Below are 13902 nucleotides of genomic sequence, written 5' to 3'. Positions count from 1 at the left end.
GGATAAATATTAAAGCTGTTAGCCAAATAGGATTGTTTGATTGGTAAAAAGAGGGTGAAGCGATTCATCCTCTTTTTTATTTTTTAAAACCAAGCTTGCGGAATCGTCGTAGTTGTTTTTACATAACCTATAAAAACAAAACGATGGACAACATCATTAACTTCAGAACGGTAGTTTTTTCAATCATCATTCTTGCAGTTTTAGGGCTCAATATTTACAGTGTTTTCTGGAATTAGCTCAGGCCAACGGAATTTTGAGCACTACTTCAGTTCCGGCGCAGGAGCTATTTTCTTCTTTTAGATCGTTATAAACAATCATGTCTTCGAGTTTCAATGCGCCGTTTAAAAGTTCAAGACGCTGTTCAATAGCTGCAATCGAGAACGAATGATGGTTGTTTTGATTGGCATTTTTGATTGCTGCCGATTTTTCCCTACCGATGCCATTGTCTGTTACGATGCAGATGAGATGCGTTTGTGCAGCATCGATCTCAAAATGAACACTAACTTTTTTATTGCTTTTTTTATGCAATAACCCGTGTTTGATGCTGTTTTCCACAATAGGTTGGATCAGCATTGGGGGTATTTTATGGTAATCTTCGTCGATATTGTCAGCAACAGAAATAGTATAAGTGAAATCCTTTTCGAAGCGCAATTTTTCGAGTTCCAGGTATTTCGTTAGGATATCGATTTCATCAGCAATCGCAATTTGCTTTTTCCCAGAAACCTCGAGAATTTGCCGCGTTAGGTAAGTGAAATTGTTGAGTTGTTCGTTGGCAACGAGTTTGTCGCCATACATGAATTGCATTTGAATACTGTTCAGGGCATTGAAAATGAAATGCGGATTCATCTGGCTTTTGAGTGCTTTGAGTTCACTCTCGGTGGCTTTCTTTTCCGCTGCTAATAGTTTTTCGGTTTCGGCGAGTTGGTTTTGTAGGATTTCATTTTTCTTTTTTTCCTTATAACTAGAAAATAAAACGTAGCTCGTTGTTGCAATTCCTGTGAAAAACAGAATCACTAAATACAATGTTGTTGTTTTCTTTTTTGATTCGAGTTCAGCAATGATATTCTTTTGATGCAATGCTTTAATTGCGGCTTCTTTCTTTTCAGTTTCGTATTGATAAGTGGCTTTTAGAGCAATGTCTTTACTTTCATCAAAGTAGATTTTTTCGCCAATATCAGAGGCAATCGATTTGTATTTGTAGGCATTTTGAAAGTCATTTTCTTTGAAAAAAATTTGGCTTAAAATTTCAGATGCGTTTTTTTGATCGGACGGGAAATTGGTTTTTTTGGACAATTCAAAAGCTTTTAAACCATATTTTTTGGCTTTGTCTAGTTGGTTTTGATTATTGTAAATGGTTGCTAATTGGATTTGTACTTTAGACAAATGGATATCACTATTTATTTTTTCAAATAATTGTTCCGATTTTAGATAATGGGATTTTGCTTCCTTAATTTTATTCTTTTTAAAGTAAATATCACCGTAATTTTTGTGTGAAGTGGCGATAAAATCCTGACTATTTATTTGAGTTGCCAACTGAAAGGCTTCGTTGTTGAATTGCAATGCTTTTTCTAACAAATGGAGTTTGGTATTGGTTGCCGACAAACTATTTAAAATCAGTGCTAAACGTTCGGTATTGTTTGTTTTTCGGTCAATTTCCAAACATTTTAAATAATACAGATTACTCGTTTTATAATCATTTTGGTTGTCAAAAATGCGTCCGAGTGCAAAATTAGTACGCTCTAAACCTTCTAAATCATTCAGTTTTTCAAACAAAGGCAAAGCTTCTAAGTTGTATTTGATGGCTAAATTATTATTCCCTAAATTGTTGTAGATGTAGCCCAAATCGGTCAAAACGTATGCGATAGAAGTTTTGTTTTTGGAACGTAAAGCAAATTGATATGCTTTTTTCATATACACCAACGTGCTGTCAATTTTTCCTAAATAGTCAAATGCAGTTCCGATATTTTGAAGTGCGAGCGCGCTACCATAATGGTAATTGATCTGATTTGAAATGATAAACGATTTTTTATACAACTGAATGGCTTTCTCAAATTTTTCGTTGTACAATTCGTACGCACCATCGTTATTGTAAGAAATGGATAAATATTTGGTGTACGTATTTTTTAAGGTTTTGTTGTTTTCTTTTTGAAGCTGGTTGACGGCAATTTTTTGAAGTTCTTGGTTGTATTTAATCCAAATATTTTGGTCGTTTTCGGCTTCGATGATTTTGTCTAATAAAAAGCAACGTGTGGTATCTTTTTGTGGATGATTTTGGAGTTGGACAAGATCGGAGTTGGTATTTTGAGCCAATAGCAATTGACTGAAAAGGATGCCAAGGAAAACCAACCTAATTTTCATTATAAAATGTTGTTGCGTTGCATAAATTCTTCAAACTCTTCCTTTTTTTCTCGGGAAATGGGAAGTAGGGTTCGGTCGTCGTAAGTAATCGACAAACCGTCTTTTTTGCTGTATTTTTTGATCAATGTGATGTTGACAAAATAGGATCGGTGTATTCGGAAAAACCGATGGTCATTGGATAATAAGTCTTCAAAATGTTTGATTTTCTTGACCGCCAAATCGCTTCCGTTTTTGTGATGGATGATTGTATAAGAGCCGTTAGCTTCAAAGTAAAGAATATCATTCAAATCGATAAAGACAATACCATCGCCAATATGAATGCCGATTTTTTTGATGCTTTTCTGTAAGAGGTTTTCTTTCAAAACGGCAATGTTTTCTTGCGGATTGAGGTTTTGCTGAAGTTTGATGTCGGCCTTCTCAATAGCGTCTTTTAGTTTGGTAATGCCTATAGGTTTTAGCAAATAATCAATCGCAGAAACTTCAAAAGCTTTGATTGCATATTCAGAATAAGCGGTGCAAAATATGGTTTCGAAAGTAGGTTTGTTGAAATAATCAAACAGAACAAATCCGTTCTCGTCGGGCATTTCAATGTCTAGAAATACCAAATCAACCTCATTTTTGTTGATGATTTTTACAGCCGATTTCACGTCTTCGGCTTCCGCGATGATCGTGACTGTAGGACAAAAATCTGAAACGAAATTCTTTAAAATAAGCCGCGCGTTGGCTTCGTCGTCTACAATAATGGCTTTAATGGTTCTCATGGGCGGTTTACAGGCAAGCAATATAGAAAATAATTTCAAAAGGAAAACCGCTGCGACTGATGATAATCGCAACGGTTCCATTCAAAAAAACAATTTAAACTATTTAACTATTAATTTTTGAGTCGTAATGGCGTTGTTTTTATCTTCAATTTTTACCAAATACATTCCTTTTGATAGATTGGAAACGTTGGTGTTTTTATCGGTGGAAGTCATTACTTTCTGCCCTTCAAGCGAGTAAATTTCTACGGATTTCAATTCGTTTTTCATTGCAATACTAAAATTAGCAGAAGTAGGATTCGGATAAATGCTTACTTTTAGATTGCTAGTGTTAAGATCTTGCGTAGCCAATAAAGCGTTGTTTGTGTAGAGATTGGCAATTTCTGTTGGCGTTAAAACCCTGCTGTAAATTTTTAAATCATCAACTGAAATGTCATTATTTCCACCAAGGAAGAAATTCGTGTTTTGAGTATTCCATGCGGATTTATTTCCAGAGGCTCTTTCAACGCCATTGTGATAAATTTTAGCCGTTGTTCCGTCAAAAGTAGTAACTACATGAATCCAGTTTTGACCAGTAGTGCCATACCCTGTGGCGGTTAAATCATTTGCGTAACCAAAATTGACCAAATTGTTACCCTGGATAGATAAGCCATAAACCAGATTATTAGCGCCAACGGTTAAAGGGCCATATCGAAATATATGGGCATCTGTCGCCGGGGCAGTTTTTTTAACCCAAATGGAAACTGATCTTGGTGCATTTCCAACCGGCAAACCAGGTATTACAGCTGCTGATGTAGTGGCATTGATGCGAAGTGCACCCAAATTTGTATTGTTTCTGTCATTTTCAAAGGAAGTTAAACTACCAACCGCACCAAACGGTACACCGCCGTTAACATTATTATAAGTGTTGTCAAAATCGTATTCGGCAACCAACGCAGGATCAGAGGGAGCTGATTGCACAAAACTTGCAAGTGTAGAAGATGTACTGCCGTTGCTGTTTGTGGCCACAATTTGATAATAATAGGTAGTGCCGTTGGTTAAATTTGGTAATAAAACAGAGGCGTTTGTTGAGGTGCTACCTATGATTTGTGAGGTTAAGTTTGATGCTTCCGTTCCATAGTTAATCACAGAAGTTGAAGCCGCTCCATAAGAATTCAATGTATAATTGATAGTAGAAGCAGTTGTGCCAGAATTCACTACGGTTATATTTGAAATTGAAGGTGGTAAATTGACTACAACGGAATTGTCTGGGGCATCTTTAACAGCATTGATTTCAGTAACAGTTAACGCTCTGTTGTAAACGTAAAACTCATCAATAGCTCCGTCGAAATATTTACTTCCGTTTACTGTACCATCAGCATTAGTGCCGCCACCAATAGAGAAAACTTGGTTGTATTTATAGATGTCATTGAGATTGTTTATGCTTACCGAACTGTTGAGTACACCATTAACATAAACTTCTAAAATTTTACCTGTGCCCACAGTTTTAAAACATATAGCATAATGAAACCAACCACCTAAGCCTCCTCCAGCAGTACCGCCACCTAAACCGCCAAGTGCGTACAAGCCATTAGTAGTGGATATTCCGTAACCATATAGCGATCCTGTATCTTTTCTGTGAAACGCTGAGGAGAACATTTCAAAGCGTGTTGCAAAATTATTTTCCGTAATAGGATTTTTAGAACCCCAATAGGCTACTGTAAACTCCGATGTTATTTCTGCGGCAAGTGTCGTGTTTTTTAATCCGGTGTTGTTTAAAAGAGCTGCATAACCTGTTCCGTTTCCGCCCGGCCCGTAAGTAACTGCCGCGCCTGAAGTGTGCAAATTGGTCATATTGTACAATCCGTTATGACTGTTAGCGTTACCTTCAAAATTGTAATAAGCGAGTAATCCGTTAATAGGAACTTGTGCTTGGGCCACAAAAGAAAATGCCATTGAAATGATAAGTAGTAATTTTTTCATGTAGTATGATTTTAAAAATTTCAGCAAAAATCCTGAACCGACAAGGAACTAATTATTAATTTTCACGAAATGGCAGTTTTTGATCGCGAAACAACAGTTGTTTTTCATAAAGAAATTGAAAAGGATAATGAAGTTAAATTTTTAATAACACAAAGCCAGAATCATTAGGTTTCTTTGTTAATTTGTGTAAAATTTTTCAAAATGCTCCTCCGCTTTTTAATTCTCTGCACCATACTTGTTGTCATCGAGCTTTACGCTTTTCAGGCCTTCAAAACCATCATCAAAGCAAAGTGGATTCTCATTTCGTATGAAGTGATCAGTCTCGCGGCTTTGGTCTACATCATTTATTCTTTTACGCAATTTGACCGTTCGGTCGGGCAAACCAAACAGACTTTGTTTACAATGGGTTTGTTGCTGTTGGTGTATGTTCCTAAAATTCTCGTGACAGTTGTTATGTTGGGCGAAGACATTTACCGCATCATTATGGGTTCGGTCAATTACTTCATCAACAATGATGGCAATGGTGATTTTTTGGCTTCGAGAAGAAAATTTGTAAGCCAGATCGGTTTGGGCTTGGCGGCGGTTCCATTTCTATCTTTGATTTATGGGATGACCTTCGGGAAATACAACTACAAAGTCATCAAACAGCGTATTTTTTTTCCTGACCTGCCTGATGCTTTTGACGGTTTCACGATTACACAGATTTCGGACGTTCATAGCGGAAGTTTCGACAATCCCGAGAAAATCAATTACGCCATCGATTTGATTAACGAGCAGGAAGCCGACATGATTTTGTTCACCGGCGATATCGTGAATACACATGCTAAAGAAATGCATCCGTGGATTGATGCGTTCAATAGAATCAAGCCTTATAAATATGGAAAGTATTCCGTGCTCGGCAACCACGATTATGGCGAATATGTTGATTGGCCAACTTCGCAAGCGAAAGAGAAAAATTTTCAGGATATTAAAAATCTTTATGGGCAGATCGGGTTCAATCTTTTGCTCAATCAACATACTTTTATTGAAAAAGACGGCCAAAGAATTGCTTTGATTGGTGTGGAGAATTGGGGCAAGAATTTCAAACAGGCCGGCGATCTCAACAAAGCCTCGCAACAGTTGAACAAAGAAGACTTCAAGATTCTGATGAGCCATGATCCGAGCCACTGGGAATACGAAGTGAAGAAGCACGACAAGCATTTTCATCTGACTTTATCCGGCCATACACACGGCATGCAATTCGGTATTGAGATTCCGGGATTTTTCAAGTGGAGCTTGGCGCAATACGTCTACAAACAATGGGCAGGATTGTATGAGGAGTTTGGCCGTTACGTATATGTGAATCGGGGCTTTGGTTTTCACGCTTATCCCGGAAGAGTAGGTATTATGCCCGAAATAACGGTAATTCAACTAAAAAAAGGCGAAAAGTTAGCATAATTCGTTTAAAACGCTACTTTTGTAATGTAATATCTTAATTGCAAGCGATTAGAAATTAAAATTTTTGCTTTTATGTCAAAATTTGGAGAACTTATCAACGCCCAGGTTCCTGTGTTAATCGATTTTTACACAGAGTGGAACGAGTCTTCGGTATCGATGCATCCGGTCATCCGCGATGTTGCCGCTGCCTTGGGTGATAAAGCTAAAGTGATAAAAATTGATGTCGATAAAAATCAGGAATTGGCAGATGCTTTGCGCATCAAAGGCTTACCCACTTTAATGATTTATAAAGAAGGTCAGATGATCTGGAGACAATCCGGAGAATTGGATGCCAACACGATCATCGGTTTGGTTCAGGAACAAATCTAAACGATTCCCTCACATTTATAGCCGTTGTCTTTTAGGAATTGTAAGGTTCTGGGCAATGTATATTCTAAATTTTTGAAGGCTTTGGCGCTGTCGTGAAATACGATGATGCTTCCCGGACGGATATTCTTCAATACATTCTTTAAACATTTCTCAGCAGTGACCGTTGCATCGAAATCGGCGCTCAGCACATCCCACATTATAATTTTATAGCCAGAATCCATGAGCTGTTTGGCTTGTGATTTTTTGATTTTGCCATAAGGTGGACGGAAGAGTTTTGAATGATGAATGATGAATTTTGAATTTTGAATGATTGTTTCGTCACATGAAAGAACGTTTTCAATATAATCGGACGTTTTTGTTTTCCATCCATTGTAATGGTTGAAAGTGTGGTTTCCAATAGCATGACCTTCATTGATGACTTCATTAAAGATTTCAGAATATTTCCGAATGTTGTCGCCAATACAAAAGAAAGTGGCTTGGGCGTCAAATGATTTCAGTTGATTTAAAACCCAAGAAGTGATTTCAGGCGTCGGCCCATCATCAAAAGTCAGGTAGACTTTTTTCTCCACCGTCGCAACATTCCAGACATAATCTGAGAAAATACGTTTGATCAGTCGATTTGTCTTAATCCAATACCACATCTTTTTCTAAAATAAAAAAGTAGCACATTCGCAGCACTACTTTTTAATTATTAATTATCCATTATCAGTTATTCATTGTCTCTGCCAAAACGTTCGAACATTTTGTTATAAGCATTGAATATCGGTTTGTTCTTGTTGTAAAATTCTAGGTCGCCACGGTCTTTCATGACTTCGAGCAAACCACGGTAGCGTTCGATGTCAGTAATGATATCAATAACCAAATCGCTCTGTTCGGAAGCTTTCATGCCTTTGTAGAACGTAAGGTTCTCTTTATATTTGGTCATCAAAGTTTCTAACAACTGACGTGCTTTTTGTTTTTCACCGATTTCATAATACCCGCCGGCAAAAGGGTCGAGCAAAGAGTAGTATCCGTAATACTGCACGGGCAGTTTTTCCATAGCAAGGTCGATGATCTTTTTGGCTTTGTCTTTCTTGCCTTCGTTGATGAGCTGTTCCATCAAACGCGCCATGTTGGTTCTGTACGAAATGCTGTTTTTTCTGGTTTCAGGATCGTGGTAGATGGTTTTCAAATCACCGTTGCCCCAATCCCATTTCATCACGATGTCATACATTTTGTCGCTATCGATTTGGCCCATATCTAGCGGACTTCCGTCTTTAGGAACCGTCGTGCGGATCGGAACGAGTTTGTAGACCATTCCGTCTAGTTGCAAATAGTCTTTCATCCACAAATAATCGTCGTCGCCGAAACTTCCGCCGGTGAAATAAACCGGGCGTTTCCAGTTGTTGTTCGCAATCACATCTAGCATCATCAGACGGTTTTTGTATAAAGCCTGGCCTTTGATTTCAATATCGATATACGGAACAATCGAGTCATTTTGCAACGGATTGACCACTTTGTTTTGAATGATTACATTCTTATCAATAGGAATACGCACTTTATTGGTCGGGTAAAAATGGATTTTCTGACCGTTTGACATTTCAATAAGCGTTCTGGCGTCATCGCTGGCTATGAAATGAATCAGGTCTTTGATGTTCCAACGGCTTTCTGTTTTGGCATTGTGAACCGCGTAATCCAATTTATCCCCAACGTATTGATCATGAGTAAATGAGATTGGTAATCCGTCTGATTCGTAGGTTTTCATTTTCATCTGATCGATATACCAATCCGTCATGAAAAGACTCGTGTTGACAATTTTGATGTCGGTTCTGAGATGTTCGATTTCCTGGGCATACCAAAGCGGGAAAGTATCATTATCGCCAATAGTGAATAAAATCGCATTGGGTTCGCACGAATTAAGATACGCCTTTGCCATCGCGATAGCCGTATATTTCTGAGAACGGTCGTGATCATCCCAGTTTTGAGAAGCCATCAATACCGGTGCAGCAAGTAAAGAACCTGCAATAAGAACTGGTCCGGCAATTTTCGGTTGAAGATAGGCTTTGGCGGATTCATAAAGCGAATACACTCCGAATCCTATCCAGATGGCAAAAACGTAGAACGAACCCACTAAAGCATAGTCGCGTTCACGAGGTTCGAAAGGGCGTTCGTTGAGGTAGATTTTTAAGGCAATACCCGTGAAAAGAAAAAGCGCCATCAATACGTAAAAGCTTTTCAGGTCTTTTTTGGCATGGTACATCAAACCGATGATCCCAAGGATAAACGGGATGAAATAATAAACATTCCTACCTTTATTATTTAAGGCATCCGAAGGAAGGTTTTCCTGAGAACCTAAATGAAGTTCGTCGATGAAAGGGATTCCGCTGAGCCAATTTCCATCGATATTGTCATATTTACCTTGGATGTCGTTTTGTCTTCCGGTGAAGTTCCACATGAGATAGCGCCAATACATATAGCCAAATTGGTATTCAAACATAAAATTCAAATTGTCCCAAGTGGAAGGTTTTTCGATGATCAGGTAATCGCCGTAACTTTTTAGGAAAGAAACATAACCTTCGGTGTCAATCTGTTTTTCAGCGTAAGCTTTTCTGAATTCTGCAATGATGTCGACAAGTTCTTTTTCTTCGGAATATTCGGGATTGATTTTAAATTCAGGCACACGGCTGAAGTTGATGTAGTTTTCGACATGTTCTGTGCTCCACATTCTGGGCAGAATGGCTTTTTGATTGTCATCGCTGTTCTGTTCGGCGTTTTTATAATTATTGGTGATGATGTATTTGCCGGTTTTATAATCCCTTTCGTAGTTTGGCGCTTTGTCCAGATATGGCGTTTCAGCGTCAAGCCCGGCAAAAGTATCAGTGTATTGAGGGCCATAAAATAAAGGATTGATGCCATATTGCTCTCGGTTGTAATAAGCCAAAACCTCGGCCGCATCCGACGGCTTGTTCTCATTGATGACCGTATTGGCATTGGCGCGAATCGGCAGCATCATCCAGGTCGAAAATCCGATTAATATAAATAGAACACAAAGGATAATAGAGTTGTAGAAAACAAGTCCTTTTTGTTTGGTATACCGCAATCCGAAATAAAAGAAAGCGACAAACAGCAAAGCGACGAAAATGGTTCCGGAATTGAACGGTAATCCAAAATCATTGACCATAAAGATCTCGGTCTTTCCGAAAAATGCCATCGTCCAAGGCAAAAGAGATTTATATATGAAAAGGAAAATCGCTACGACAATAAGGTTGGCGATGATAAAATTCTTGACCGTTACAGTTTTATAATGTTTGAAGAAATACAACAATCCAATAGAAGGAATGGTCAGCAGCGCCATAAAGTGAACGCCAAAAGAAAGTCCTGTCACAAGGCTGATGATGAGTAGCCATTTATTGCCTCTTGCTGTATACATATCCTGTTCCCAACGCAAACCTAACCAGAATAACAACGAAATGAGTAAAGTGGCCATGGCATATACTTCGGCTTCCACGGCATTATACCAAAAGCTGTCCGAATAAGTGAAAGCCATCGCGCCAACGAAAGAACTTCCAAGGATTACAATCGCGTTGCTTTTGGTCATTTGGCTTGCCGCTTCGTCTTTAGCTTCTGCTGAAAAACCGGTAATCTTTCTCATCACGATCGTGGACGACCAGAAAAGAAATAAAATGGTAAAGGCACTTGAAAAAACCGACATCATATTGACCATCAAAGCGACGTGCTTGGCGTCTGTTGCAAACATGGCGAAAAAGGCTCCAATCATTTGGAATAACGGTGCTCCGGGCGGATGTCCAACCTCTAATTTTGCTGCGGTGGCAATATACTCGCCGCAATCCCAGAAACTCATCGTAGGCTCCACGGTTAGGGTGTAAGTGATGAGTGCAACAGCGAAAGCAAACCAACCTAAAATGGTATTCCATTTATTAAAGTTAAATGTCGTCATACGGAATCGATATAGATTTTTTAAGTGTTACAAAGAAACTATTTTTTTGCGTAAAGAAAGTTGCATTAACAAAAAATTCTGCAGATCGTCAGTGAATTGGATTTCGTGATTTTATTCAAGTGATTACGCTGAAATAAATTTTCAATAAAAATTCTATAAATAGTTGCTAAAAATAAAATTTATATTAAATTTGCACTCGCTTAACAGCAATGCAATTGGTCTATGGTGTAATGGTAACACTACGGTTTTTGGTGCCGTCTTTCTAGGTTCGAGTCCTAGTAGACCAACAAAAAACTCCTCAATCACTTGAGGAGTTTTTTTATTTTTAGGTTAAACCTGAATTAGATTTTGAAAGTAATGACTGGTCTAACTGCGTGATTCACTAAATCTTCGCTGATGCTTCCGTTGAAGAAATGCGCAAAACCGGTTCTTCCGTGCGTACACATTCCGATAAGATCTGCATTGACTTTGTTGGAGAAGTTTAAAATTCCTTTTTCAACATTTACATCGTTATAAATATGTAAACTGTAATTCGGATAATTGAACTCTTTCATAAAGTCATCCATTATTTTTTCCGCAAGATGCGTTGGTTTGAAGCTGTTCGGCGTATTAATCATCACTAAACTCAGGTTGGAATGGAATGCTTTTGCAAAATCCACGAGTTGTGCGAAAGGTTTTTTAATCTCATTTGAAAAATCTGAAGCGAAAACAAAATTACCGGCTTTAAAATCGTCGTTTTTATTTTTGATGACCAATACAGGAGCTTCAGAAAAACGGACTACTTTTTCAGTGTTGGATCCGATTAGCATTTCCTGAAAACCGCTGGTTCCGTGAGAACCCATAACCACAAGGTCAACATTGTTTTTCTTGCTTACGGCCAGAATCCCGTCAAAAGCTTTTTCAAACTGGATGATTTCCGATACATTAAGTCCTTCGAGATAATCCACATCCATCAGTTCTTCAAGGTTGCTGATTGCCTTGTCCTTGTAAAACATAATTTCAGGAATCTGATGCCCGCTTCCGATAGCATCGCCCGCTTGGTGCGGCAACTCTAACATGTGCAGTAATATGATCTCGCTATCGTTTTGTTTGGCAATTTGTGCTGCAACTCTTAAGGCGTATTCAGCATGTTCGGAAAAGTCTGTTGGGACTAAGATTCTTTTCATAATTGAAGTGTAAGAAATTTTATAAAATCGGTTATACATTAATGCAATAAAAGTAATATTTTTTTTTTACAACACCAATGATTTTTGAATTATAAAAAAACACTATATTTGCACGGTTATTTATTGAAAACTAAATAATGAGGGAAGCAATGCTTCCCTCTTTTTATAAAAAATATGACATTTAAAGAAAAAGTATATCAATTATTGGAAGCTGGGCTACAGGAAAAACCCGCCATTTTTCTAATTGACCTTACGATTAACGAGGCTTTCAAAATCATAGTAACTTTAGATGGAGACCATGGTGTGCAATTGCAGGATTGCATCGATATCAGCCGCGCCATCGAACACAATCTCGATCGCGAAGAACAGGATTTTTCTTTAGAAGTGGCATCGGTTGGCGTGGGTTCGCCTTTGAAATTGGTTCGCCAATACATCAAAAATGTAGGCAGAACACTCATCGTGAAATTAGCCACAGAAACTATTGAAGCCCAATTGATAGCGGCAAATGAAAATTTTATAACTTTAGCATGGGAAGCTAGAGAACCCAAAAAAATAGGAAAAGGGAAAGAAACGGTTCAGAAGCAACAGGAAATCCCTTATTCAGACATTAAAGAAGCAATTGTTACAGTAACATTTTAAATTAAAAAGTTGGCATGGAAAATTTAGCATTAATCGATTCATTTTCAGAGTTTAAAGATGATAAACTTATTGATCGTGTAACGCTTATGGCGATTTTGGAGGATGTGTTTAGAAATGCATTGAAGAAAAAATTCGGATCGGATGATAATTTCGACATCATCATCAATCCTGATAAAGGCGATATGGAAATCTGGAGAAGAAGAGTCATCGTAGCCGATGACGATTTGGATCTCGAAAATGAAGAAATTACCTTAACTGAAGCCAGAAAAATCGAACCTGATTTTGAAATCGGTGAAGAAGTTTCCGAAGAAGTGAAGTTAATTGATTTGGGAAGAAGAGCGATTTTGGCCTTGCGTCAGAACCTGATTTCTAAAATCCACGAACATGACAACACCAATCTTTACAAGCAATTTAAAGATTTAATCGGCGAAATATACACAGCGGAAGTGCATCATGTGCGTCCAAGAGTCGTGATTTTGGTCGATGATGAAGGAAACGAAATCGTCTTGCCAAAAGAAAAGCAAATCCCGTCCGACTTTTTCCGCAAAGGCGATAACGTCCGCGGGATTATTGAAAGCGTTGAACTTAAAGGAAACAAACCTCAAATCATCATGTCGAGAACTTCAGAGAAGTTTTTGGAGAAATTGTTTGAACAGGAAATCCCAGAAGTTTTCGACGGTTTGATTATGGTCAAAAAAGTCGTTCGTATTCCTGGCGAAAAAGCGAAAGTAGCCGTTGATTCATACGATGACAGAATTGATCCTGTAGGTGCCTGTGTAGGAATGAAAGGTTCGAGAATCCACGGAATCGTTCGTGAATTAGGAAACGAGAATATCGACGTGATCAATTACACAAGCAACATCCAGTTGTTCATTACAAGAGCTTTGAGCCCGGCGAAAGTATCTTCAATCAAAATTAATGAAGAAACTAAAAGAGCCGATGTGTTTTTGAAATTAGAAGAAGTATCCAAAGCGATTGGTCGCGGCGGTCACAATATTAAATTAGCAGGTTTGTTGACGGGTTACGAACTCGATGTCATCCGCGAAGGCAATATCGCCGAAGAAGAAGATGATGTTGAATTAACAGAATTCTCAGACGAAATCGACGGCTGGGTGATTGACGAATTTGCTAAAATCGGTCTGGATACCGCAAGAAGTATCCTGAAGCAAGACGTTGAGGATTTGGTCAGAAGAACCGATCTTGAAGAAGAAACCATTATGGATGTAATGCGCATTCTCAAAGAGGAGTTCAATTCCTAAACCATACACAACAACAC

10 protein-coding genes and 1 tRNA gene are annotated in these 13902 nt (G+C 38.3%); 5 read left to right on the top strand and 6 right to left on the bottom strand.

Annotated elements, in window-relative coordinates:
• Positions 1-237: 237 nt before the first annotated feature.
• From Q0058_RS03360 to Q0058_RS03350, 3 genes are all read right to left on the bottom strand, one after another.
• A complete protein-coding gene (locus Q0058_RS03360) occupies positions 238-2358 on the bottom strand; it encodes a histidine kinase (RefSeq protein WP_298221320.1) in 2121 nt (706 codons plus the stop codon).
• Positions 2358-3119, bottom strand: a complete 762-nt coding sequence (locus Q0058_RS03355; RefSeq protein ID WP_298221319.1) for a LytTR family DNA-binding domain-containing protein — start codon at positions 3117-3119, stop codon at positions 2358-2360. Before Q0058_RS03355 ends, Q0058_RS03360 begins: the two co-directional genes overlap by 1 nt.
• 99 nt (positions 3120-3218) lie before the next feature.
• A complete protein-coding gene (locus Q0058_RS03350) occupies positions 3219-5078 on the bottom strand; it encodes a LamG-like jellyroll fold domain-containing protein (RefSeq protein ID WP_298221318.1) in 1860 nt (619 codons plus the stop codon).
• Between the two features lie 201 nt (positions 5079-5279).
• Between Q0058_RS03350 and Q0058_RS03345 the strand changes: the two genes are divergently transcribed.
• Positions 5280-6515: a metallophosphoesterase gene (locus Q0058_RS03345; protein WP_298221317.1), complete on the top strand. Its 1236-nt coding sequence runs from the start codon at positions 5280-5282 to the stop codon at positions 6513-6515.
• Positions 6516-6587: 72 nt separating this feature from the next.
• Entirely contained in the window at positions 6588-6884 is a 297-nt protein-coding gene (locus Q0058_RS03340) for a thioredoxin family protein (RefSeq protein WP_091143626.1), read from the top strand.
• On the opposite strand, the gene Q0058_RS03335 is transcribed toward Q0058_RS03340, so the two are convergent.
• Both Q0058_RS03335 and Q0058_RS03330 read right to left on the bottom strand, forming a co-directional pair.
• Positions 6881-7525 (bottom strand): polysaccharide deacetylase family protein, encoded by a 645-nt coding sequence (locus tag Q0058_RS03335; RefSeq protein ID WP_298221316.1) that lies wholly within the window; start codon positions 7523-7525, stop codon positions 6881-6883. The genes Q0058_RS03340 and Q0058_RS03335 overlap by 4 nt on opposite strands.
• Positions 7526-7593: 68 nt before the next feature.
• Positions 7594-10821, bottom strand: coding sequence for a DUF2723 domain-containing protein (locus Q0058_RS03330; protein WP_298221315.1), 3228 nt, complete (start codon positions 10819-10821; stop codon positions 7594-7596).
• Positions 10822-11037: 216 nt separating this feature from the next.
• Here Q0058_RS03330 and Q0058_RS03325 point away from each other — a divergent pair.
• Positions 11038-11108: transfer RNA gene (locus Q0058_RS03325), tRNA-Gln, on the top strand.
• Positions 11109-11162: 54 nt separating this feature from the next.
• Here the strand turns inward: Q0058_RS03325 and Q0058_RS03320 are convergent.
• The gene (locus tag Q0058_RS03320) at positions 11163-11987 is read right to left on the bottom strand and encodes a universal stress protein (RefSeq protein WP_298221314.1); all 825 of its coding nucleotides are present in this window, start codon (positions 11985-11987) and stop codon (positions 11163-11165) included.
• A 174-nt stretch (positions 11988-12161) separates the two neighbouring features.
• Between Q0058_RS03320 and rimP the strand changes: the two genes are divergently transcribed.
• Positions 12162-12626 carry a ribosome assembly cofactor RimP gene (gene rimP, locus Q0058_RS03315; RefSeq protein ID WP_298221313.1) on the top strand — a complete coding sequence of 155 codons (465 nt, stop codon included), beginning with the start codon at positions 12162-12164 and terminating at the stop codon, positions 12624-12626.
• A 14-nt stretch (positions 12627-12640) separates the two neighbouring features.
• Positions 12641-13885 (top strand): transcription termination factor NusA, encoded by a 1245-nt coding sequence (gene nusA / locus Q0058_RS03310; protein WP_298221312.1) that lies wholly within the window; start codon positions 12641-12643, stop codon positions 13883-13885.
• The last annotated feature ends 17 nt before the right edge of the window (positions 13886-13902 follow it).

Origin of the sequence: Flavobacterium sp. (assembly GCF_027484705.1) — a bacterium.
Classification (GTDB): domain Bacteria; phylum Bacteroidota; class Bacteroidia; order Flavobacteriales; family Flavobacteriaceae; genus Flavobacterium.
This window is presented reverse-complemented; position numbering and strand designations above follow the sequence as displayed.

Bases quoted from the DNA above. Each gene is read 5' to 3' on its own strand.
- Q0058_RS03360 (WP_298221320.1), bottom strand. From the start codon at position 2,358: ATGAAAATTAGGTTGGTTTTCCTTGGCATCCTTTTCAGTCAATTGCTA.
- Q0058_RS03355 (WP_298221319.1), bottom strand. From the start codon at position 3,119: ATGAGAACCATTAAAGCCATTATTGTAGACGACGAAGCCAACGCGCGG.
- Q0058_RS03350 (WP_298221318.1), bottom strand. From the start codon at position 5,078: ATGAAAAAATTACTACTTATCATTTCAATGGCATTTTCTTTTGTGGCC.
- Q0058_RS03345 (WP_298221317.1), top strand. From the start codon at position 5,280: ATGCTCCTCCGCTTTTTAATTCTCTGCACCATACTTGTTGTCATCGAG.
- Q0058_RS03340 (WP_091143626.1), top strand. From the start codon at position 6,588: ATGTCAAAATTTGGAGAACTTATCAACGCCCAGGTTCCTGTGTTAATC.
- Q0058_RS03335 (WP_298221316.1), bottom strand. From the start codon at position 7,525: ATGTGGTATTGGATTAAGACAAATCGACTGATCAAACGTATTTTCTCA.
- Q0058_RS03330 (WP_298221315.1), bottom strand. From the start codon at position 10,821: ATGACGACATTTAACTTTAATAAATGGAATACCATTTTAGGTTGGTTT.
- Q0058_RS03320 (WP_298221314.1), bottom strand. From the start codon at position 11,987: ATGAAAAGAATCTTAGTCCCAACAGACTTTTCCGAACATGCTGAATAC.
- rimP (WP_298221313.1), top strand. From the start codon at position 12,162: ATGACATTTAAAGAAAAAGTATATCAATTATTGGAAGCTGGGCTACAG.
- nusA (WP_298221312.1), top strand. From the start codon at position 12,641: ATGGAAAATTTAGCATTAATCGATTCATTTTCAGAGTTTAAAGATGAT.